Source organism: Pontimicrobium sp. MEBiC01747 (genome assembly GCF_053601635.1).
On sequence record NZ_JBSHNS010000412.1, the window covers coordinates 1 to 21,821 of the forward strand.

The window sequence follows — 21,821 nt, forward strand, 5'->3', positions numbered from 1 at the left end:
TCTAAACTTAGTCATTTAAAAAAGGATAAAAAATACAATATTCTTTTAGTAGAAGATTCAGAAATAACACAATTATCTGTACTTAAAATATTAGCCTCTAAAGGACAATTTTTCTTAGATATCGTTTTTACTCCAGAAGATGTTATTTCTAAAATAACTAATTTCGATAATGAGTTCGATTTAGTACTCATGGATATTAAATTAAAAGAAAACTCTGGAGATGATATTGCTAAACTTATTAGAAAACTACCAGAAAAGCAGCATAGAAAAATTCCTATTATAGCCTTAACTGCTAAAGTATTTAAAGAAGACTTAAAACGTTATAAAAAGGCAGGAATTAATGATGTCATAAAAAAACCCTTTAACGAAGAATCTCTTTTAGAAAAAATGGCTCTATATCTTAAATAAAAGAGTTATCAATCATATAAATACCAAATTTTAATCTATAAAAAAACTGTATATTTATTTGCTCCCTAGCATAATCTATAAAATAATACCATTTAATGATAAAGGACTACAATACCTCGTACAGTAACTCTATAAATCAAATAATAGTCATTAATAATACTGGAAATGTTATAGATAGCGATACCATTATTTTTAATATTACAAAGGGAGAACATATTAGCGCGCTGCACCCATTTTTTGAAACGCTAACACCATTACTCTCTAATAAAGATACTACTCATAATTTTTCATGTGTTAACATAAATATAAAACAGAAACATTATATTATAGATGTATCCTTAAAAACGTTTAAAAACGATAATAATGCTCTTATTATAATTCATGATTTAACCAAACAATATACAGCCTATCAAAAAGTAGCACAAATAAGGAACGAAACAAAAATACAGGCGGAAGTATTAACCTATAAAAACGAATTACTTCAAAAAAAAGAAGATTTTAAAAATAACTTTATAGCAAATTTTAGTCATGAAATTAAAATGCCTATTAACACCATTAGCGGTTCTACTTTCTTACTTGAATCTTCAGACCTTACACAAAGTCAACATTATAACTTAAAAGTTATAAAAAACACTAATGAGAAGTTAAAATACATGATTAATGATATTTTAGACCTCTCGAAAATAGAAACTGGCTATTTTTCTATTGTAGAAAGCGAATTAAACCTTATAGACGAGTTACAGACAATAATAGATATTTACACAAAAAAATGCGAGTACAAAGGACTCGTTTTAGAAACAGAAATAGATGAAAATTGTCCAAAATATATCATATCAGATAAATTTAGACTAGCACAAATATCTAGCAACCTTATTGGTAATGCTATTAAATTTACCAATTCTGGAACAATTAGTTTACAAATAAAATTATTATCTAAAAATAACCAAACAGCAGAGTTAGCATTTATAGTAAAAGATACTGGTATTGGTATAGAAAAAGATAAAATGGATTTTATTTTCAATAGTTTTTACCAAATAAATAATAAACAAGCCAATAAAGGTGCAGGTTTGGGGTTAAGCATTGTAAAACGTTTAGTTGAAGCCTTAAAAGGAACAATAAAAGTATCGAGTAAGCTTGGAGAAGGTACTACTTTTACTGTAACGCTACCACTTAAAATCTCTCAAAATCATGTTAATGAAACTATAGAACAAATTCCAAACCATAAAAAAACATACGATTACAGAATTTTAGTAGGCGAAACCATAAAAAAAGATCAAATAGCTATTTCAAAAATACTAAACAGTTCAGGAATTTACGATTGTGTTATTGTAGATAACGGAGATGATGTTATTAATCAATTACACAGATCTAAATTCGATATTGTATTAATAAATTTAAGGTTACCCAAAATGGATGGTTATGATGTTACGCGCTATGCTCGTTTTTCAGAATTTAGTCAATTCTCAAAAATTCCTATTATAGCAATAACAGATAAACCTAACACAAAAGAAGAAGCTGGCTGTATAGAAAAGCAGATGAATGGCTATATAGGCAAACCCTTTGATGATAAAAAAATATTACAAATTATAAAAAGCAACACATAAAAAAAGCGAACTATTACGTTCGCTTTTTTTTGTGTGTTTATCATTAATAATGAAAACTATCTGTTCATTAATTTAATTTCTTCTATAAAAGTATCTAAATCCACTCCATTACTTACTAAGGTTAATGCCTTATCGCAAACATATTTTACGTTTTCTGGAGTAAACCCTAAACCAATACCAATTTTTCTAAGTAAAACCTCTTCATGATCTCCTTTAATATGGTCTATATATACCATGCGCGCTAAATCGTATAAACGCTCCAAACGCTTATCGTAAGAAGTAGGAGGATTAATTGGGTGCGATTGGTAATCCTTTAAAATCGTTTTATAATCAGCTTCAGAAATATCTAAATTTCGAGCTAATCTGTCTAAAAACGCTTTCTCGTCGTCTGTAATAATACCATCATCCATTGCTACTCTAACAATCGCTGCAAAATGATCTTCATTACGCTTTTTAAATCCGCTATCAAATAAATCTGAAAATGACATATATTTTATTTTTTTAAGTGCTGCAAATATAAGTAATCTTAACCCTTTTTAAAATTAAAAATTTCTTTTTTTGGGCATTCCATTTTGCACACAAAATGTCGTGTCTTCGGCAGTCGCTTTTTAAATTAAAAAATTTAAAAGAGCTTCAACAAATACCTCAATCACTAATGCGCGTGCTTAGCAACATTTAGTTTACTTTAATGTGTAGTATCAATTAATTAAAATATTATATTTGAAATAAAGTAACTTATTATGACTGTACGCCTTCCAAAAGATGAAAACATACACATAGCAAACACAAAGGATATTGCTCGTATTATGCGTAAAATACTATTAAGACAAAATAGGCTTCATCGAAAAAAAGAATACTTCTGGTCTATAGGTTTAAACACTAATAATGATGTAGAGTATATAGAGTTGTTAACCATTGGCACACTAAATCAAAATATCTTAGACCCTGTAGAAGTTTTTAACTTTGCAGTAGCAAAAAAATGTAAAAAACTAATACTCTGTCATAACCATCCTTCAGGTAATACTAAACCTAGTGAAGACGATTTAAAACTAACACAATCAATAATGTTAGGGGCTAGAACTCTTAAAATTGAACTTCTAGATCACATCATCATAAGCGAGTCTAAAAGCTACACCAGTATTTTTGAGTTAAACGAATTTTAAAATTAAAAAAGTCAATTCGTAATTCGTAATTTAAAACATATATTTGTGTAAAAGAAAAATACGTGAGCAAATCTACAATCTCGCAAACCTATTTAAAGTCTTTGCAACTGCAAAAACTTCAAACTGCTATTGCCCAAACCGAACAAAAAACGCATATAAAAGGACTTATAGGCTCTGCCCTATCCTTTGTTATAAGCGAAAGTTTTAAAAATGCAGTTAAGCCTTTTTTACTCATTTTTAATGATAAAGAAGAAGCCGCTTTTTACCTTAACGACTTAGAGCAGCTACTTAATACAAAAGATGTTTTATTCTATCCTGGAAGTTATAGAAGACCCTACCAAATAGAAGAAACAGATAATGCCAATATACTATTACGAGCCGAGGTTTTAAACCGTATTAACTCACAAAAAAAACCAGCATTAATAGTTACCTATCCCGATGCATTATTCGAAAAAGTAGTAACCCGAAAAGAATTAGAACGCAATACGCTAAAAATTACTATTGGCGACAACTTATCTATAGACTTTGTAAACGAAGTATTATTCGAATATAAATTTAAGCGAGTAGATTTTGTAACCGAACCTGGAGAATTCTCTGTTCGTGGCGGTATTGTCGATGTATTTTCATTCTCTCACGATGAGCCTTACCGTATAGAGTTTTTTGGAGACGAAGTAGATAGCATTCGTACTTTTGATGTAGAAACGCAACTCTCTAACGAGCAAATAAAAAAAATAGGAATAATCCCAAATGTAGAAAATAAATTTCTAGACGAGTCTAGAGCTAGTTTTCTAAAATATATAGCAGCAAAAACAGTTGTATTTACAAAAAATGTAGACGTCCTTTTTTCTAGAATAGATAACTTTTTTGGTAAAGCAGAAGAAGCCTTTAAAACACTTTCTACAGAAGTAAAACATGCAGAACCTAAAGAATTATTTTGCAATTCGCAATTACTAAAAAAACAACTCCTACAGTTTACATTAGTAGAATTTGGCACAGATGCTTGGTTAAACCCCGCAACCGAAATAATATGCAATACAACACCACAACCCGCATTTAATAAGCAATTTAACCTATTAATAGACGACCTTAACAGAAACCATAATAACGGCTACACTAATTATATAGCCTGCGTTAGCGAACAACAAGCCAAGCGTTTTAAAGATATTTTCGACGATGTAGAGCAAGACGTTCATTACCAAGCCATAACCCTATCGCTCTATCAAGGCTATGTAGACCATGCCAATAAAATAGTTTGCTATACAGATCATCAAATATTTGAGCGCTACCACAAATTCAACCTAAAAAATGGGTATGCAAAAAAACAAGCCATAACCCTAAAAGAATTAACCAATCTAGATATTGGAGATTATGTAACACATATAGACCATGGTATTGGTAAATTTGGAGGACTACAAAAAATAGATGTAGAAGGCAAAAAACAAGAAGCCATAAAACTAGTATACGGTGAGCGCGATGTATTGTATTTAAGCATCCATTCCCTACATAAAATTACGAAGTTTAATGGTAAAGATGGCAAACCGCCTAAAGTCTATAAATTAGGTAGTAAAGCATGGAAAACATTAAAACAGAAAACAAAAGCACGTGTAAAACATGTAGCATTTAACTTAATAAAACTATACGCTAAACGTAAACTAGAAAAAGGCTTTCAATACAAACAAGACAGTTATTTACAACACGAACTAGAAGCCTCTTTTATATACGAAGACACACCAGACCAAATGACAGCCACGGCAGACATTAAAGCAGATATGGAAAGCGAGCGCCCTATGGATCGTTTAATCTGTGGAGATGTAGGTTTTGGGAAAACGGAAGTCGCCATACGTGCTGCATTTAAAGCCGTAGACAACGGTAAGCAAGTAGCCGTTTTAGTACCAACAACCATTTTAGCATTTCAGCATAATAAAACCTTTAGCGAGCGCTTAAAAGAGTTTCCTGTAACTGTAGATTATGTTAACCGTTTTCGTACCGCAAAACAAAAAAGAGAAACACTAGAACGATTAGAAAAAGGACATGTAGATATTATTGTTGGCACACACCAACTCGTAAATAAAAACGTAAAATTTAAAGACTTAGGACTACTCATTGTAGATGAAGAACAAAAATTTGGAGTAGCCGTAAAAGAAAAATTAAAAACGTTAAAAGATAATGTAGACGTATTAACACTAACAGCAACACCAATACCTAGAACATTACAATTTAGTTTAATGGCAGCCCGAGACTTATCGGTAATAACAACGCCGCCTCCCAACCGTTACCCTATAGAAAGTAATGTTATTAGATTTAATGAAGAAAGTATTAGAGATGCAGTAAGTTACGAGATACAACGCGGCGGACAAATATTCTTTATCCATAACCGTATAGAAAATATTAAAGAAGTTGCGGGCATGATTCAGCGCTTAGTACCCGATGCTAAAATAGGCATTGGCCATGGTCAAATGGATGGTAAAAAACTAGAAGAACTTATGCTGGCATTTATGGACGGTGCTTTCGATGTGTTAGTAAGTACAACCATAATAGAAAGCGGTCTAGACGTTCCTAATGCCAATACTATTTTTATAAACAATGCTAATAATTTTGGATTAAGCGACTTGCACCAAATGCGTGGACGAGTAGGTAGAAGCAACAAAAAGGCATTCTGTTATTTTATAACACCAGAATATTCTGCCATGACTAACGATGCCCGTAAACGTATACAAGCCCTAGAGCAATTTACAGCTCTTGGTAGCGGTTTTAATATCGCTATGAAAGACTTAGAAATTCGCGGTGCTGGAGATTTATTAGGAGGAGAACAAAGCGGATTTATAAGCGAAATAGGTTTCGATACCTACCAAAAAATATTAAACGAAGCAATAGAAGAACTAAAAGAAAACGAATTTAAAGACCTATACGAAGACGAAGCAGAAAATAAAGACTATGTAAAAGATATTACTATAGATACCGATTTCGAATTGCTCTTCCCAGACGATTATGTAAATAATATTGCCGAACGTTTAAACCTATACACCCAATTAAACAATTTTAAAACAGAAGAAGAATTAACAACTTTCGAAGCGCAGCTTATAGACCGTTTTGGAGCATTACCAACACAAGTTGTAGACCTACTAAACAGTGTAAAACTTAAATGGATAGCAACTAAATTGGGTATAGAGAAAGTAATATTAAAACAAGGCAAACTAATAAGTTACTTTATAAACGACCAACAAAGCCGTTTTTACCAAAGCCCTAATTTTACTAAGATATTACAATATGTACAACAAAACCCAAGAGCTGGTAAAATGAAAGAGAAGCAAACCAGAAATGGCTTACGTTTATTACTTACTTTTGAAAATATTAAAACCGTAGAACAAGCTTTAAAAGCACTACAACCCATTTTGGAATAATTATTGTCCTTATAAAAGAAACCCATTTTAAAATGACTAAAAAATTACTTTTTTTACTTAGCATATTACCAAGTGTATTACTTGCACAGCATACCATAAAGGGAACCTTTACACCACCTGAAGAATTTAACTTTGTATTTTTATATAGAGTTACAGCAGAAACATCGGTATTTATAAATAATGCCAATATTAGCAAAGATGGAAGTTTTGAAATCACTATGGATAAAAAGCAAAAACCAGGAACATACCGTATTGTTTATGCACAGCCACAAGAAGAATATAATTTCGATTTATTATACAATGGTAAAGAAGATATTGTACTAGAATTCGATTTAAAAAAAGGGGTAACATTTATAGAATCTTCGCAAAACAAACTACTTACATCGTATAACAAAAGTATGAGCATGGTAGGAGCTAGTATAAACAACTACTACTCTAAAAATACAAAAGATGAAGACGGGTTTAATAGTGTATTTAAAATCCTTAACGAAACTCAAAATGAGTTCGAAAAAGCAACTGAAGGCACACTTGCCTATAATTTTATAAAAGCAGGAAGACCTTATATTCCTAGTAAGTACGAAGATGTACAAACATTTTCAAAACACGTTAAAGACAATTATTTTACACCTATTGACTTTGGTAACGAAATGCTACAAAATTCAAGCTTTTTAATTGAGACAACTTTAAACTATGTTTTTGGGTTTTCTAATCCAGATAGTGGAAATAACGATTTTAAAAGTAATATAGATGATGTTGCTAAAGCCTCTAGGAACCACCCAAAAATACAGAAGATTTTATTAGAAGTATTATGGAATCAATTTGCTCAAGAAGAAAATGAAGACGTAGCTAACCATATTGCCACAAAGTACCTAATACAATTAGCCTATAATGCTAACGATATGCCGTTAAGCGAAAAAATTACTTACTTTAAAAATGCATCTATTGGTAGCACAGGCTACGACTTTGAAATAGAAACAATAAATAATAAAGGCGTAAAAACTAGTAAAAAATTAAGTGAGTTAAACCATTCTAACAATTACTTAATATTTTTTTGGAGCACAACTTGTTCACATTGTTTAGATGAAATCCCTAAACTAAAGGCATATACTGCTGGTATTAATAAACAACACCTTCAAGTTATTGCTATAGCTTTAGATAATGATTTATACCGATGGAGAAACATGACTTACGAGTATCCAGATTTCCTTCATGTTTTTGGACAAGGTAAATGGGACAACCCAATAGGAAACAATTACAATGTAAGTGCCACACCAAGTTATTTTGTACTAGATAAAAACAAAAAAATTATTAATAAACCTTACGATTTTGAAGCCTTTAAAATTTATTTCGATAAACAACCTATGCCAACAAAAATAGCACAAACAATAGAACAATCTAACTTAATTGGCTCTTGGACGGACTCTAGAGAAGAACAAGAACTAAATCCAGGGGGCATGGTATTTCGCCCTACAGATTATAAAACCTTTCCACCAAGTCGTTTTCGTTTTAAGATGGAATTAGCTAAAGATGGCACATGCAAATACCTAAGCCTATCTCCTACAGATAGACACGCTATGGTTGATGGAATATGGAACTATGAAGCAGAGACGCAAACATTAGTTATAATGACGCCAAAAGGTAAAGTAGTTAAATCGTACACTATTGAAAATGCTGAAAAGGAATTGTTATTATTAAAAGGTATTAATCGTTAATATTTATAGAGTCCAACGGGCTTAAAGTATTTAAAAGACTACTATTTGATACTTGAGTATACATCATTGTAGTTTTTATACTATTATGTCCTAACAACTCTTGTATAATTTTCAAATTTACTCCAGACTCTAATAAATGCGTTGCATAAGAATGCCTTAAGTTATGGCAAGCGACTTGTTTTTTATTTTTGCCCTTTTACATGCTGCGCTAAAAACCTTTCTTAAAGACGTTGCTGTCTAGGGACCTCCTTTTTGTCCTTCAAAAACATAAAATTTAGGTTTATATTCTATGTAGTAATCTCTTAATAGCTGCTTTAAAGATTCTGGATAAGGTAAAACTCTATCTTTTTTTCCTTTACCACTTTTAATAAAAATAATCTTTCGGTTTTTATCTATATCTGAAATTTTAAGGTTTATTAATTCACCACTACGTAAACCAACAGCGTATAAAGTAGCAAGCATGGCTTTATGTTTTTTATTGGTTGTATTCTCTATTATTGATTTTATTTCATTTTTAGATAAAATTTCTGGTAATACGCTTTGTGGTTTTCTTGGTTGAACTGTACTTAAATCGAGAGAAATCCTATGCACTTCTAACATATAAAGTGCTAATGCACCTAAAAATTGCTTTTGAGATGTATATAAGTAGTTTTTATCTATTATAAATTCTCTAATTTTTTGAAGTAAATGTTTATTATTCAATTTAGATATAGCTAAAGAATCTCCCAGATAATCTTGAAAAGATTGTAATAACCCAATATAAGTATTAATAGTATTACTACTGTATCTTTTAATTATCATTAAAGTTTTAAAATCCTGAAACATACTTATATACATTTTTTTTAAAATTAAGCTTTATTTTTTTATAATATATTGCTATAGCCTACAGAATCGATAATTATTTGTAAATTGCTTATATACACTAGTTAGGCGCAAGCTGAAAAAAAAATGAGAATTGAAATGAAAGAAATCGAAATTCGGGTTTATGACAAACGAGAAAAATCAACTGGAAATCTCTATGTTGAACAATTGTCTGAAAACAAATTCAGAATGACAGATAATGATATTTTCAATTGTCGCTTAACAAAAGGAACTGAATTTGAAACAAGGATTAATAAAGAAGGATTACACGAAATAGTTAAAATAATAAAAGACTCTGATTTTATAACAAAACGTTTCTTTTTATCACCTCAGTATAAAGAATCTGATTATAGAGTTTTAGGAGACGAATTAACTAAGAACGGTGGATTTTGGCAAGTGGATTTTGGAGGAATAGCAACTGTAAATATTCCTAAAGACTTTGAATTCAATATTGACGAAGTTATGAAAGAATTGGATTTAAATCTGACCGAAATCACTGACTAATGATTGAATATAAATTACAACCTTTAATTATTCCAAGTGGATGTAGAATCGCAAAAAATGATTTTACAACGTATGACCCTAAAATTGATTTTACAGAAGAAAGAAATCTATATAATTTAACAGAAGACCTTTTACAAATTGAATTTGATTATTCAAATCTGATAATTGATTTAGGTTGGTACGGAGAAATATCTTCTAATAAAGGCGAATTTAAAATTTATGTTATAGAAAATAAAGATTGGGATAATCCACTAAAAATAGAAAACTCAAAGTCTCAAAAAATAATAACCGAAAAACTTGAACTGATTTTACTGGAAATTCGTGAAAGCGGAAAGATAAAGCCAGATGCCTAACAATGGCTATAATTAATATGGGTTTTGGTACTTAACCCAAAGTTTAGAGCTTTTAACCAAGTCCGCCAAATCTTTTGATTTGGCTTTATAAAGAAAAAGATAAAATAAAAAGTTTTGGAATTGACAAAAATGATGATGGAACTTACAATGAATATAACGAGCCAACAATCATTAAAAAATACAATTTAGAATCTGGAATTTTAACCGATATTATTGACAAAAAAATACTTTTGGAACTTCAGAAAACACTAGAAGGAACAAAAAAATAACGAACGCACAACAATGACTATAAGTAATTGCTTGTTCTTGCCTACTTACAAAAATCCTCTCGGATTTTCTATTCAGTATTTATTTGCTAAATTAGGTGCTTAAACACGCCACTAATCATACACAAAACCATTGTGTAACATTTGAAAAATCATTGATAATGGAAAAATATTTGGTAATAATCTTAATGGCTTTTTTTACCATTTCCTGTAAAGGGCAATCTAAATCTGAAAAAAATGTTGGTGGACCTTGTCAAGATTGCGAAGCGGTTTTGGATTATAAGTTATTGAATTTGAAACCTAAATCAACTGTTACTTTGCCAGAATTTGAAAACAATGAACCGAAAGTAAAAATTACAGGAACTGTATTTCAAAAAGATGGAAAAACACCAGCTGAAAATGTAATACTATACGTTTATCATACAGACCGAAATGGAATTTATCAACCAAGTGAAAATCCTATTAGCTGGGAAAAAATTCACGGACAATATCGTGGATGGTTAAAAACTGGTAAAGATGGAAAATTTACCTTTTACACATTTAGACCTGCACCATATCCTAAAACTCAAGAACCTGAACACATTCACATCTATGTAAAAGAGCCAAATACTATTCCATATTATATTGATAGTTACTTTTTTGAAAACGACCCAAAACTAACAACAGAAAAGAGAAAATCTAAAAAAAACAGAGGAGGTTCTGGAATTGTAAAACTTGAAAAAGAAAAAGGAATTTGGACAGCGAATAGGAATTTGATTTTAGGAATGAATATCCCTGATTATGAATAAAAAAGTTGTAAAACAATGGCTATAAGTAATTGCTTGTTCTTGCCTACTTACAAAAATCCTCGCGGATTTTCAATTCGGTGTGTACTTGCAAAGTTAAAGGCTAAACTACACAACTATTCATAGGCGAGACCATTAGCCATAATAAACCCAACTGTAACAAACTAAAACTAATTGAGTCCTTGAAAAAAGCAAATTCTATGAGTGACAAACTATTTGGAATATTTATCATTTTAGCACTAATTTCAAAAATAGGATATTCCCAAAATTTGGAATCCAAAATTGATAACCTTTACCAAGTAAAAAAGAACGAACCAGGTTTTTCAATAGCTGTATTTCAAGGCAATGACATTATCTTAGAAAAACAATATGGAAGTGCAAATCTTGATTATAACATTCCAATAACATCTAAAACACTTTTTGATGTAGGTTCAATTGCTAAACAATTCACTGCATTTGCTATACTTTTATTAGAAGAACAAGGCAAGTTATCTATAGATGAGTCTGCATATAAATATATAGAAAACCTTCCTCGTTACAAAAAAGGAGACCCAACTATCGAGCAGTTACTCAACCAAACAAGTGGAGTACGAGAAGTTGACCTCATAGCTGGAATAGCCGATTTTTATATGCAAGATATGCTGAGCCAATCTCAAATGATAAATTTTATCACAAAAGTAAAAACTCTAAATTTTACACCAGGAGATTATTTTCAATACACCAACACAAATTATGTCTTACTTGCTGAAATTGTTGCCAATGCATCTGGAAAATCTTTTGCTGATTTTTTGTATGAAGATGTTTTCAAACCATTTAAAATGGAAAATACAATTAAGAAAACAAGCACATATTCAATTATAAAAAATAGAGCTATCGGCTATCAAGAAGATGAAGGCGAATTTTACAAAACACACCTACATTCATTTATCTACAATGGAGACGGGCAAGTGCTAACCACAGCAAGGGATATGTTTAAATGGCACATGGGATTAAAAAAAATAAAAGACCAGTACCCCAAACTCTATAAAAAAATGCACACTAAGGCAAAACTAAATAACGGAGCAGAGGTCAATTACGGATTAGGTGTTGAATTTGAAACGCACAACGGACACAAAGCAATGGGATTTGATGGAATGATTATAGGCGGTTTTGTTTCAAAGTACCTTTATTTTCCTGAATTAAACATTGCCTTTTTTACTACTCAAAACACATTTGAACCCGATTTTGAAGAGCGATTTTTTCAATTAGTAGACTTATACATTTCACAAAAAGATAGGTCTAAGGACAAACAAGAAACTAAACAACAAAATCAAGTCAATCTTTCTAAAAAAGAATTAAAGCAGTATGAAGGCAATTATCTATTTATTGGTAGTGATGATGAAGATAGAAAATTAAACACCATAAAACTTGTGGATAATCAATTGGCTGTGCTTACTTTAGATGGAGATGTGATTACAAATCTAAAACCATTGGGAAATCATCAATTTCTATTCAACGATAAACGGATTGAATTTGATATAAAATCAGGCAGAAAAAACTACAAATACTATGATTCTGAAAATCAATTACCTTGGTTATTTGAAACTTATGAACCTTACAAATATTCAATAGAGGAGTTAAAAGAGTTTGAAGGACAGTATTTTAACGCAGATTTGCAAATAAGTAAAAAAATCAAGTTACACAATGGTAAACTATATTTTTACTATAGAAATGGAGCTTGGAAAGATGAAATGAAATCTTTATCCAAAGACATATTTGACATGTCATTTAAACCAATAGTTTTTAAAAGAAATAAAAATAAACAAATTACAGGTTTAGAAATAATGGAAATCTTGTTTAAAAAGATATAATTACTATGGCTAACAAAGAACTAAAGTAGGAAACAATTAATTCTCTATCAAAGTACAGCTGTGGTTAACATCGTATAGCAACATATTTTTTACTGTAAGCAATAGCTAGTTTTTCACTTTCTCCTTTGGCTACTATACTAATAAAAAGAGCTTTACATGCTTTATTTTATTTACAGGCATTAAAACTACGCATATTCATATTAAAAACACCTAAAAAACGAAAGTTCAGTCTAATTGGTAACACTTTTGCTTATAACTCGTCTTCTTTAAACAAACAACCAAACAATTAATTAAATGAAATTTCAAATCCCCCTTTTAATTTGTCTCTTTATCTTTTTAAACTGTAAAAATTCAGAAAAAACATCTAAAACTAAATCTGTTGATCCAATTCAAGCTTTAATAAACAAAAATGCTGATTCGCTTCTTTTGGATTCAAAAATAAATGCAGTTTCAATAGGAGTATACAAAGACGGGAAAAAATACATCGCTCACTATGGCGAATTAGACAAAGGAAAAGGCAATACACCTACCGATAATACCATATACGAAATAGCATCAGTAAGTAAAACGTTTACTGGAGTTCTAGTTGCCAATGCAGTTGTAGAAGGCAAAATTAATCTTGAAGACGATATTCGGAACTATTTAAAAGAGGATTTTAAAAATTTTGAATACAAGGGTAATCCAATAAAAATCAAACATTTATTAACACATACAAGTAGAATGTCAAAATTTCTACCCGAAAGTATCAATGCTTTATTCAATGATTTTAATGAAGAATTACCTTTTAAGGTGTCTGAGATCCAAAAGAATTACAGTAAAAAAGATTTCTTTCATGATTTACACACGATAGAGTTAGATACTATTCCTGGTAAAAAATATAAATATTCCAATGTAGATACTGAATTAATGGCAGAAATACTAGAAAATTTATATGGTAAATCGTTTAATGAACTAGTAAAAAATTACTTTCAAAAAAATGCAGACATGCCAAATACCCAAATTAAACTTTCAAAAGAAAATGAACAATATTTGGCAAATGGCTATGGAATGACTGGCAAACTTGTTCCTCATGAAGTTGTAATTTATGGAGCAGATGGCGGTGTTAAAACAACCATGCCAGATTTAGTAAATTACATGCAGCTACAATTGGATTCTAATAATAACGTAATTAAGGAATCTCATAGGAATCTTTTGCAAAACGGAAATAGAGAAATAGGCTATTATTTTCCCATAAGAAATAACGAAGAATATGGTACGTATTACAGTATGCACGGAGGAGGTTTTGGGAGTCAAAATTGGCTATTTATTCTTCCAAAGTTTAACATGGGAGTTTCGGTTATTACTAACCAAAGCGACCTAGATACTGCAGATAAACTACTAAAAACCGTTAAAAAAATAATAAAAGACCTAAAATAAAAACGCTCTACAAAAGTGTAGCAAATTAATTGTATTCTCTTAAATTGAGCAATATGCATACGAATTTAATACTTTAAAAGGTTTATTAACTAATGAAGTGAAGCAACTCATTAAATAAGAATATTAGTAAAAAACAAAATTACTAAAATCACTTTGATGCTCTTGTTTGTATTTGCTAACTTTAAAGCTTAAAGCATATACAAACACGCTATGCCACATTTAAAATGAATCTCCGTTATTACATTATAATTTTAGTTTTATTATTTAGTTTTTTGTCTTGTAACAATCAAGAGAACGAAAAACAAGCTATTGAAATAGATAAAAACATAGTATCAGATTTACAAGTAGATCATTTAAATATTTGGGTTAAAAATCCTGAAAAAGCAAAGCAAAAATTAATCGATATTGGATTTACTTCTATTCCCGATTCACTTTCTAAAATCCATACAGGGCAAGGTACAACTGGAAGGTATTTCTATTTTTTAAATAACTATCTCGAATTAATTTTTGTTTATAACCAAAACGAATTGGAGCAAAATAATATAAAAAACAAAGATTTAGATTTTACAGAAAGAGCAAACTTTGAAAAAAACGGTGCGTCCCCTTTTAGTATAGCGTTAAAAGTAAAAGACTACAATACAGAAAAAATTCCATTCCAGAAAATACGCTACCATCAAGACTGGATGGAGGGAAACGCTAGTATATATTCAGCAAAAAATTCAAAAATAAACCTAAAAGAACCTTCTATTTTTGTTGTCTATCCTGAAATAGAATCGGAGAGATTTGAAACAATGTCTGACTTAAAAAATATTCCAGATGAGTATGCATTTGCAAGAGCGTTTTACAAGCATCCAAATGGAGCAAAAAAAATTACAAATATTAATATCACATCAACAGATTTAGACATAAAAACAGAAACAATTAAAGCTATAAACGGCATTAAAAACATAACCGTTAAAAGTGGAAAAGAACATTTAATGAAACTGTATTTTGATAATAATATTCAAGGTAAAACATTCGATTTAAGACCAGAATTGCCATTAATAGTCTATCTGTAACATAAAACGAAAAGTAAATAAAAAGCCTAACTGTTATTAAACAAGAGGAAGTCTATAAACTTAGAGGAAAAACAGGCAAATATATTAGAAATAATAATAGTTAGTTTGTAGCTCACCTAGAATATAAAAACAAAACTTATTTTTTTGGAACCAATATTACACCGAAAGAACAATTTAATATGGACATGTTCTCTAAAATTAGAATTAACACCATTTGATCTTTTTTTACAATAATTAGTTTAATAACGTTACAAATACTAAACTGCTATATTTATTTTTGAGTAGTTTATACACATTTTAATAGAAGTTGATGAGCAAACTATAACTTTAGATACGTTCTATTATAAACCTTAAAATTATTAATGAAAACAACAAGGACTTTAAGTATTATAGGCATTGGACCAAGAGGATTATATGCACTAGAAAATTTAATCTTAGAACTAAATGCAAAACAGGCCTGTAAACAAATACACATATTACTATTTGAAGAAACAGGACACTATGGTAATGGACAAGTTTATGACGTAGACCAAGTAAAAACGAACTGGATTAATATTTCTGAACGTATTCTAAACATAAAAACACGCCCCCAAATAAACTTAGAGAGTATCATAATTCCTAGTTTTCCATCGTATCATAACTGGGATAATAAAGATTTTTATAAACTTTCAAATGAGTTAAAAGACACTTACCCTCCAAGAGCAAAAATAGGTAAGTATTTAAAAGAACGGTTTGATAGCTTAGCAAAACCCTTAATAAAATTAGGGTTGATAACACTATTTAAAGAACGGGTTATTAAGGTAAACCTATTAGAAGATAAAACCGTAGCAATAGAAACACATAGTGGTACCTTTCATAATGCTGATGAACTTTTACTAACCATTGGGCACCAACCAACAAGATTATCTAAACAACTTGCACATTGGAAAGCGGCTCTAAATAATAATACAACACTTTTTACAGAACCTTACCCTATTGTAAAAATTTTAGAACATATAAAACCCACAAATACAATAGCAATTCGTGGGTTTGGTTTAGCCGCCATAGATGTTATTAGAAGCATCGCTAGTAATACAGGAACATTTATAGTTAATAATAAAGAAACACAAGAAATTGTATATCGCCCTAAAAACGATGCTAAAATTATGTTTATTCCATTTTCTCTAAATGGTTTACCCGTAGTCCCAAAACCACTCTCTGCCAAAATAGATAACTATTACAAACCAACAAACAAACAATTAGACCTTTTTAGCGCCTTAATAGGTAATTCCGAAACACAAAAGCAAGCCAAAAATTTCAATTTTTTAATAGAAGCTATAACACCTATAATTGCAAAAATCTATGCAGAATTACCTTTAACCAAACCTTGTAACACAAGAATACTAAGTGCTATAGAAACTCATGTAAAAAACTGGTTAAAAAATGAATCTTACAAAGCTCCCTCTATAGTAGATAATGAACAATCCACAGCACTTTTAATGCAGAACTATATAGAAATGGCTAAAAACACCCGCGAAATAAGCTTAGATTTTTGTATTGGCCAAGTATGGAGGCACTGTCAACCCTCTATATACGAGCAATTATCCTTTAACGAGTGTAGTCCAGAAGTTTTTGCTGAAATTATTGGTTTAGATGAACGTATGAAACGATATGCGTACGGTCCACCAGTAGAAAGTATTCAACAAATGTTAGCACTTTTGTCTGCTGGAATAATGACAACAGATTACATAAACAATCCGGAAATAACTCTAGATAAAAAAGGCTGGTATTTGTCTTCTAATAACAATACGATATTAGCCAATGTAATGATAAATTCTGTGTTAGATAGTCCCAAGGTAAAACAAGTAAATTCTGAGCTAGTTAACAGCCTGTTTTTAAACGAACTTATAAAGCCAGCTCATGACGATTATGGTATAGAAACCGACTCTAATGGTTATATTATTCCAAAAAACGATACCAATGGCAAAACGATTCCTATAGCATTATTAGGCAGATTAGCTAAAGGCACTATAATAGGTGTAGATGCTATTTTGGAATGTTTTGGAGATCGCCCTAAAGATTGGGCCAAAAAAGCCGCATTTAGACACCAAAACTGGTTAAATTAAAACGTGTTTTACAACCCATGTTATAGTATTACGAACAAAATATTTCTCCATTTGTAAATTTATCTAACCTGGACAAACTATCTAGTATTATGTTTAAAATAATTGCATTTCTAAAACAATAGCACACATATATAGAATAGAAGAGTTATTATAAACCTATTTGGTTGACCCTTTTTTATTATCTTTCGGCTAAGTAAAAAAAGAACATATATAAATCTACTACTTTTAGATACAAACCATAGTAAAAAATATAGAATGCGTGTAAAAATAATTACGATTTTACTTCTAGCAATATTAACAAATTCTTGATATGCTCAATCTAAAAAATCAAAATAATAAATACATCGTTATAAAACATTAAACAAACCACTTACCCATTGCTATTAATTACTCTACTTAACATTGCCATTTTTCAAGGAGTTATTTTAGGGATAGTGATTTTAAAATCACCTATATTTAAAAGTAAAGCAAATAAATATTTAGCCTTTGCTATTTTTTCATTCTCTATCTCTTTACTAAATTTTGTTTTAGAAGAAACAGGAGCCTATACAAATTATCCTTTTTTACGATTTTTTGATATTATAGATTCTGGACTACTATTCCCAATTTTCCTTTTTCTATATGTGGTACATCAAGTAAATCACAATATAAAAAACTCAAAAAAATGGTTATGGTTATTTGTTCCTTTTCTATATAGTATTGTTTATGATGCGATAGATGAATATGCTGGAGGCCTAAGTTTTCTACCAAAAACAGTAGAGTTAATATTAAATCTTATTCAAATTCCAATAATACTCCTTTTTACTCCAGTCCTTTTAATATACACGTTCACTTTTATTAAATTTTCTGATACTCCAGAAGAAAAAAAATGGTTAACCTATTTATTAGTTCTAGTCTCTATTTTCTATTTTTCTTGGATTTTTGGTTCTATTATAGGGTCTGCTGTTAGCGAATTTCTACAACAAGATATCATTACTCCATTAATACAAATGTTAACATTATTTGTAGCATTTTTAATTTATTGGATTAGCTACATTGGGATTTTTAAATTTAGACTTGCAAAAGACCGAAAAGAAATTAAAACCTTACTTAATAAATTAAATTCAAGTAAGCCAGTTAGTATTGAGCAGAAATCATCTAATAGTTTAAACATAAAAAAAGGAGATACTTTTACTAAGGACAACAACTACTTTGTAAAATTAGAAGCGCTCTGTAATGATCAGAACATTTATAAAGACAGCACATTAGATAGAGAAAAAATTGCAACACAATTAGGCATTAGTTCTGGTTATGTGTCGCAGTTAATTAATACCGTTACTGGCGAAAATTTTTCAACCTACATTAATCGCTATAGAGTTGAAGCAGTTAAACGTATTATTTTAGATCCAGAGTTTGATAATTATAGCCTCTTAGCAATTGGGTTAGAATGTGGATTTTCTTCTAAAACCACTTTTCATAATTCATTTAAAAAAATGACTGGAATGACACCAAATGCTTACCGAAAAAAGCACAAATAAGTTCGAATTTATTAGATTTTAAGATATTGAAACCTTCTAAAGGTTTTACCACCATAGGTTTGTAATGACATAAAACAATTATTCATCAATTTCATTAAATCAAAAAAACTATGGAAATTTTAAAACAAATCTATTCTTTACATAAGAATACTACTGTAACTATTAAAGCCCTCTTTACTATTACATTGTTATGCCTATTTATTGCAACCAGTTGCAATACTAGTGACGATACCCCTCCAACTACCAATGGTAGTACTATTAAAGATGAAATAGACAACCAAGAGTTTGCAAATCTTATTGAGGAGTATATTACTATTTTTCCAGAAAACACCCAAGTAGCAATCGCCATAATAGACAATACCTCAACAGAATTTATTGGTGTAATAAATGATAATGGGACTTTACGAACAATAGATAATGCCGATAACATTTTTGAAATTGGTTCAATAACCAAAGTTTTTACTAGTATATGCCTATCAGAATTAATTGCTACCAACGAAGCCTCTTTAAACGAAACAATACAACAACAATTTGATTTCCCATTACTAAATGGCGGAAACATAAGCTTATTACAACTAGCTAATCACACCTCTGGATTACCTCGTTTGCCCACTAACGTTGAGGAGGTTATAGACTTTGATATAAATGATCCTTATGCTAACTACACTGTAGCTAATTTAGAAAGTTATCTGCAAAATCATATTACCTTAAATACTGCAAGCGGAACAGCCTATGAATATTCTAACTTAGGCATGGGTATGCTAGGTTATATTTTGGCAAAAAAACGAGGTGTATCTTACGAAGAACTTATACAGAGTGTAATTATGGAACCATTACAAATGCATAATTCCACTACATTAATAGCTAATGTTGATACTTCAAAATTAGTAATAGGACAAGACCAATATGGAAATGCAGCTGTAAACTGGAACCATACAGACACCATGTCTGGAAGCGGATCGATAAAATCATCAGTAGTAGATCTTGAAAAGTTTGTACGAAAAAACTTTGAAAACAATGCCGTTTATAACCTACCACAAGAGACTACTTTTAATATAGCAACAAATTATATTATGGGCTTAGGGTGGCATATTATAGAAAGTGAAGGATTTAGAATACTTACACATAATGGAGGTACAGCTGGTTACACCTCGTATTTGGCTATAGATAAAATTAATAAACGTGCCGTAATAGTATTATCTAATGTATCTGCCACTACACACCCAAATTCAGAGAATATAGATGACCTTGGCGACTCTTTATTGGAAAGTATTTCGCTTCAATAAACAATTAAACATAAATTAATTACCACTTAAGTTAAATATAAAAGTGATTTATAGTAATTTAAATCACTTTTATATTTTCTTATTTAAAAATGATAAAAGGCATCTTTTAAATGCTCAATGTTATAATTATTATTACTTTTTACAATGGCTATAATATCAAAACGAACTTCTAAATCCAATCCGTTTGCGGTAACATATTCATCAACAGCTTTTACAAGGCGTTGTATTTGTTTAGGTTTTACAAAATCTTGAGGGTTTCCAAAATCTGTAGTAGACCGTGTTTTGACCTCAATAATAGCTAATGTCTCTTTTGCCTTTGCAATTATATCTACCTCAGCTTTATCGAAACGATAGTTACGTTCTATAATTTCGTAACCTTTTTCTAATAAAAAATCTACTGCTAATTGTTCTCCTTTCTTACCAAGTTCGTTATGTTGTGCCATTTAATTCCTGCAAAAGCAGGAATCTCATCCTGCTTGTTTTTATAGATTATTCTTCGAAAACAACAGTAGAAGTCTCTTTTCCTACTTTTAACTTTACTGTTCTACCTAAAATTAAAGCGCGGTTATCATCTTCATGTCCCGCTGGCATATTAAAAACAACAGGAAAATTATAATCTGCCAAAACATCTAAAATTAATTGTTGTACTGGTTTTCCCCAAGGTGTTGTATTTTTTCTAACCCTAGAAATATCGCCTACAATTACGCCTTTACAATTCTCAAAATACCCCGCACGTTTTAAACTCTGTAACATACGGTCTATATGGTAAGCATACTCTCCTATTTCTTCAAAAAAGAGAATTTTACCATCCATATTTAAGCTTGTATTGGAGCCTAACATAGTATGTAAAATGGTTAAGTTACCACCTACTAACTGTCCAGAGGTTTCTCCTTCCTTATTATATTTTGACCCCGCAATGGTATACGCTAAAGGTTCTCCAAAAATAGCAGCCTTAAACGTTGCAATACTTTCCTTTATTTCACTTAAATCTTCCGTTAGACTTACACACATAATAGCATGAATGGATTCCGCACCATTATTATGCAATTGATTGTGCAAAGCAGTAATGTCTGAATACCCTATAATCCATTTTGGGTTTTCTTTAAATTTAGTATAATCTAACTTATCTAAAATTCTTACCGTTCCGTAGCCTCCTCTTGCACTCCAAATGGCCTTTATATTAGGATTATCTAGTGCAGATTGAAAATCTTCACATCGTTCTTCGTCTGTTCCTGCAAAATGATTATCCCTACTAAACACATGTTTACCAACAACAACATTAAGTCCCCAACGTTTAAGTAATGTTTTTGCTTGTTCTACTTCTCTATTTCTGTTTTTTAAAATACCCGAAGGTGCAACAATAGCAACAGTATCTCCTATTTTTAAATATGGTGGTTGTATCAAATTTTCATTTGTTTTTAATGTTGTATTATTTTGAGACGTTGCCGCTCTACCTCCAAAGAAGAAAACAACGCAACACAACAGTATAATTAATCTATTTTCCGACATATTGTAAATGTACATTTTTTTTC

Annotated in this window: 19 protein-coding genes and 1 pseudogene; 15 read left to right on the top strand and 5 right to left on the bottom strand. The window is 30.4% G+C overall.

Annotated features, from left to right (window positions below; translation table 11 throughout):
* Both ACVC2P_RS13145 and ACVC2P_RS13150 read left to right on the top strand, forming a co-directional pair.
* Positions 1-408, top strand: a 408-nt coding sequence (locus tag ACVC2P_RS13145; protein ID WP_452598916.1) for a response regulator, incomplete at its 5' end; no start/stop codon positions are given.
* Positions 409-503: 95 nt separating this feature from the next.
* Positions 504-2,012: an ATP-binding response regulator gene (locus tag ACVC2P_RS13150; RefSeq protein WP_452598917.1), complete on the top strand. Its 1,509-nt coding sequence runs from the start codon at positions 504-506 to the stop codon at positions 2,010-2,012.
* Positions 2,013-2,068: 56 nt separating this feature from the next.
* On the opposite strand, the gene ACVC2P_RS13155 is transcribed toward ACVC2P_RS13150, so the two are convergent.
* Positions 2,069-2,500 (bottom strand): TerB family tellurite resistance protein, encoded by a 432-nt coding sequence (locus ACVC2P_RS13155; RefSeq protein ID WP_452598918.1) that lies wholly within the window; start codon positions 2,498-2,500, stop codon positions 2,069-2,071.
* 252 nt (positions 2,501-2,752) lie between these two features.
* On the opposite strand from ACVC2P_RS13155, the gene ACVC2P_RS13160 reads away from it, so the two are divergent.
* The 3 genes from ACVC2P_RS13160 to ACVC2P_RS13170 all read left to right on the top strand — a co-directional run bounded on the left by ACVC2P_RS13160 (position 2,753) and on the right by ACVC2P_RS13170 (position 8,288).
* On the top strand, positions 2,753-3,175 hold the full coding sequence (locus tag ACVC2P_RS13160; protein ID WP_452598919.1) for a JAB domain-containing protein: 423 nt from the start codon (positions 2,753-2,755) through the stop codon (positions 3,173-3,175).
* 62 nt (positions 3,176-3,237) lie between these two features.
* The gene (gene mfd, locus ACVC2P_RS13165; RefSeq protein WP_452598920.1) at positions 3,238-6,576 is read left to right on the top strand and encodes a transcription-repair coupling factor; all 3,339 of its coding nucleotides are present in this window, start codon (positions 3,238-3,240) and stop codon (positions 6,574-6,576) included.
* A gap of 32 nt (positions 6,577-6,608) precedes the next feature.
* Positions 6,609-8,288, top strand: a complete 1,680-nt coding sequence (locus ACVC2P_RS13170) for a TlpA family protein disulfide reductase (protein ID WP_452598921.1) — start codon at positions 6,609-6,611, stop codon at positions 8,286-8,288.
* Here the strand turns inward: ACVC2P_RS13170 and ACVC2P_RS13175 are convergent.
* Positions 8,278-8,409: pseudogene (locus ACVC2P_RS13175) on the bottom strand (hypothetical protein); the annotation flags it as partial. The gene ACVC2P_RS13170 and the pseudogene ACVC2P_RS13175 overlap by 11 nt on opposite strands.
* Positions 8,410-8,525: 116 nt before the next feature.
* Positions 8,526-9,089, bottom strand: a complete 564-nt coding sequence (locus ACVC2P_RS13180) for a tyrosine-type recombinase/integrase (RefSeq protein ID WP_452598922.1) — start codon at positions 9,087-9,089, stop codon at positions 8,526-8,528.
* Between the two features lie 159 nt (positions 9,090-9,248).
* Between ACVC2P_RS13180 and ACVC2P_RS13185 the strand changes: the two genes are divergently transcribed.
* The 10 genes from ACVC2P_RS13185 to ACVC2P_RS13230 all read left to right on the top strand — a co-directional run bounded on the left by ACVC2P_RS13185 (position 9,249) and on the right by ACVC2P_RS13230 (position 20,289).
* Complete coding sequence (locus ACVC2P_RS13185) at positions 9,249-9,653, top strand: hypothetical protein (RefSeq protein ID WP_452598923.1); 405 nt, start codon at positions 9,249-9,251, stop codon at positions 9,651-9,653.
* The gene (locus ACVC2P_RS13190; RefSeq protein WP_452598924.1) at positions 9,653-10,006 is read left to right on the top strand and encodes a hypothetical protein; all 354 of its coding nucleotides are present in this window, start codon (positions 9,653-9,655) and stop codon (positions 10,004-10,006) included. The genes ACVC2P_RS13185 and ACVC2P_RS13190 overlap by 1 nt, the downstream gene beginning before the upstream one ends.
* Positions 10,007-10,080: 74 nt before the next feature.
* Positions 10,081-10,275, top strand: coding sequence for a hypothetical protein (locus ACVC2P_RS13195; protein ID WP_452598925.1), 195 nt, complete (start codon positions 10,081-10,083; stop codon positions 10,273-10,275).
* A gap of 185 nt (positions 10,276-10,460) precedes the next feature.
* On the top strand, positions 10,461-11,060 hold the full coding sequence (locus ACVC2P_RS13200) for a dioxygenase family protein (RefSeq protein WP_452598926.1): 600 nt from the start codon (positions 10,461-10,463) through the stop codon (positions 11,058-11,060).
* 197 nt (positions 11,061-11,257) lie between these two features.
* Entirely contained in the window at positions 11,258-12,907 is a 1,650-nt protein-coding gene (locus tag ACVC2P_RS13205) for a serine hydrolase domain-containing protein (RefSeq protein WP_452598927.1), read from the top strand.
* A 294-nt stretch (positions 12,908-13,201) separates the two neighbouring features.
* Positions 13,202-14,323, top strand: coding sequence for a serine hydrolase domain-containing protein (locus ACVC2P_RS13210; protein WP_452598928.1), 1,122 nt, complete (start codon positions 13,202-13,204; stop codon positions 14,321-14,323).
* A 272-nt stretch (positions 14,324-14,595) separates the two neighbouring features.
* Complete coding sequence (locus tag ACVC2P_RS13215; RefSeq protein ID WP_452598929.1) at positions 14,596-15,381, top strand: VOC family protein; 786 nt, start codon at positions 14,596-14,598, stop codon at positions 15,379-15,381.
* 362 nt (positions 15,382-15,743) lie between these two features.
* Positions 15,744-17,486, top strand: a complete 1,743-nt coding sequence (locus ACVC2P_RS13220) for an FAD/NAD(P)-binding protein (RefSeq protein ID WP_452598930.1) — start codon at positions 15,744-15,746, stop codon at positions 17,484-17,486.
* 377 nt (positions 17,487-17,863) lie between these two features.
* Positions 17,864-19,003 (top strand): helix-turn-helix domain-containing protein, encoded by a 1,140-nt coding sequence (locus ACVC2P_RS13225; RefSeq protein WP_452598931.1) that lies wholly within the window; start codon positions 17,864-17,866, stop codon positions 19,001-19,003.
* Between the two features lie 110 nt (positions 19,004-19,113).
* Positions 19,114-20,289, top strand: a complete 1,176-nt coding sequence (locus ACVC2P_RS13230; protein ID WP_452598932.1) for a serine hydrolase domain-containing protein — start codon at positions 19,114-19,116, stop codon at positions 20,287-20,289.
* Between the two features lie 83 nt (positions 20,290-20,372).
* On the opposite strand, the gene ACVC2P_RS13235 is transcribed toward ACVC2P_RS13230, so the two are convergent.
* Together ACVC2P_RS13235 and ACVC2P_RS13240 are read right to left on the bottom strand one after the other, a co-directional pair.
* On the bottom strand, positions 20,373-20,732 hold the full coding sequence (locus ACVC2P_RS13235) for a YraN family protein (protein WP_452598933.1): 360 nt from the start codon (positions 20,730-20,732) through the stop codon (positions 20,373-20,375).
* A 46-nt stretch (positions 20,733-20,778) separates the two neighbouring features.
* Positions 20,779-21,813, bottom strand: coding sequence for a S66 peptidase family protein (locus ACVC2P_RS13240; RefSeq protein ID WP_452598934.1), 1,035 nt, complete (start codon positions 21,811-21,813; stop codon positions 20,779-20,781).
* Positions 21,814-21,821 lie beyond the last annotated feature (8 nt).

Excerpts from the sequence above, each read along its gene's own strand:
- ACVC2P_RS13150 (WP_452598917.1), top strand. The coding sequence starts at position 504 with ATGATAAAGGACTACAATACCTCGTACAGTAACTCTATAAATCAAATA.
- ACVC2P_RS13155 (WP_452598918.1), bottom strand. The coding sequence starts at position 2,500 with ATGTCATTTTCAGATTTATTTGATAGCGGATTTAAAAAGCGTAATGAA.
- ACVC2P_RS13160 (WP_452598919.1), top strand. The coding sequence starts at position 2,753 with ATGACTGTACGCCTTCCAAAAGATGAAAACATACACATAGCAAACACA.
- ACVC2P_RS13170 (WP_452598921.1), top strand. The coding sequence starts at position 6,609 with ATGACTAAAAAATTACTTTTTTTACTTAGCATATTACCAAGTGTATTA.
- ACVC2P_RS13180 (WP_452598922.1), bottom strand. The coding sequence starts at position 9,089 with ATGATAATTAAAAGATACAGTAGTAATACTATTAATACTTATATTGGG.
- ACVC2P_RS13185 (WP_452598923.1), top strand. The coding sequence starts at position 9,249 with ATGAAAGAAATCGAAATTCGGGTTTATGACAAACGAGAAAAATCAACT.
- ACVC2P_RS13190 (WP_452598924.1), top strand. The coding sequence starts at position 9,653 with ATGATTGAATATAAATTACAACCTTTAATTATTCCAAGTGGATGTAGA.
- ACVC2P_RS13200 (WP_452598926.1), top strand. The coding sequence starts at position 10,461 with ATGGCTTTTTTTACCATTTCCTGTAAAGGGCAATCTAAATCTGAAAAA.
- ACVC2P_RS13205 (WP_452598927.1), top strand. The coding sequence starts at position 11,258 with ATGAGTGACAAACTATTTGGAATATTTATCATTTTAGCACTAATTTCA.
- ACVC2P_RS13210 (WP_452598928.1), top strand. The coding sequence starts at position 13,202 with ATGAAATTTCAAATCCCCCTTTTAATTTGTCTCTTTATCTTTTTAAAC.
- ACVC2P_RS13220 (WP_452598930.1), top strand. The coding sequence starts at position 15,744 with ATGAAAACAACAAGGACTTTAAGTATTATAGGCATTGGACCAAGAGGA.
- ACVC2P_RS13230 (WP_452598932.1), top strand. The coding sequence starts at position 19,114 with ATGGAAATTTTAAAACAAATCTATTCTTTACATAAGAATACTACTGTA.
- ACVC2P_RS13235 (WP_452598933.1), bottom strand. The coding sequence starts at position 20,732 with ATGGCACAACATAACGAACTTGGTAAGAAAGGAGAACAATTAGCAGTA.
- ACVC2P_RS13240 (WP_452598934.1), bottom strand. The coding sequence starts at position 21,813 with ATGTACATTTACAATATGTCGGAAAATAGATTAATTATACTGTTGTGT.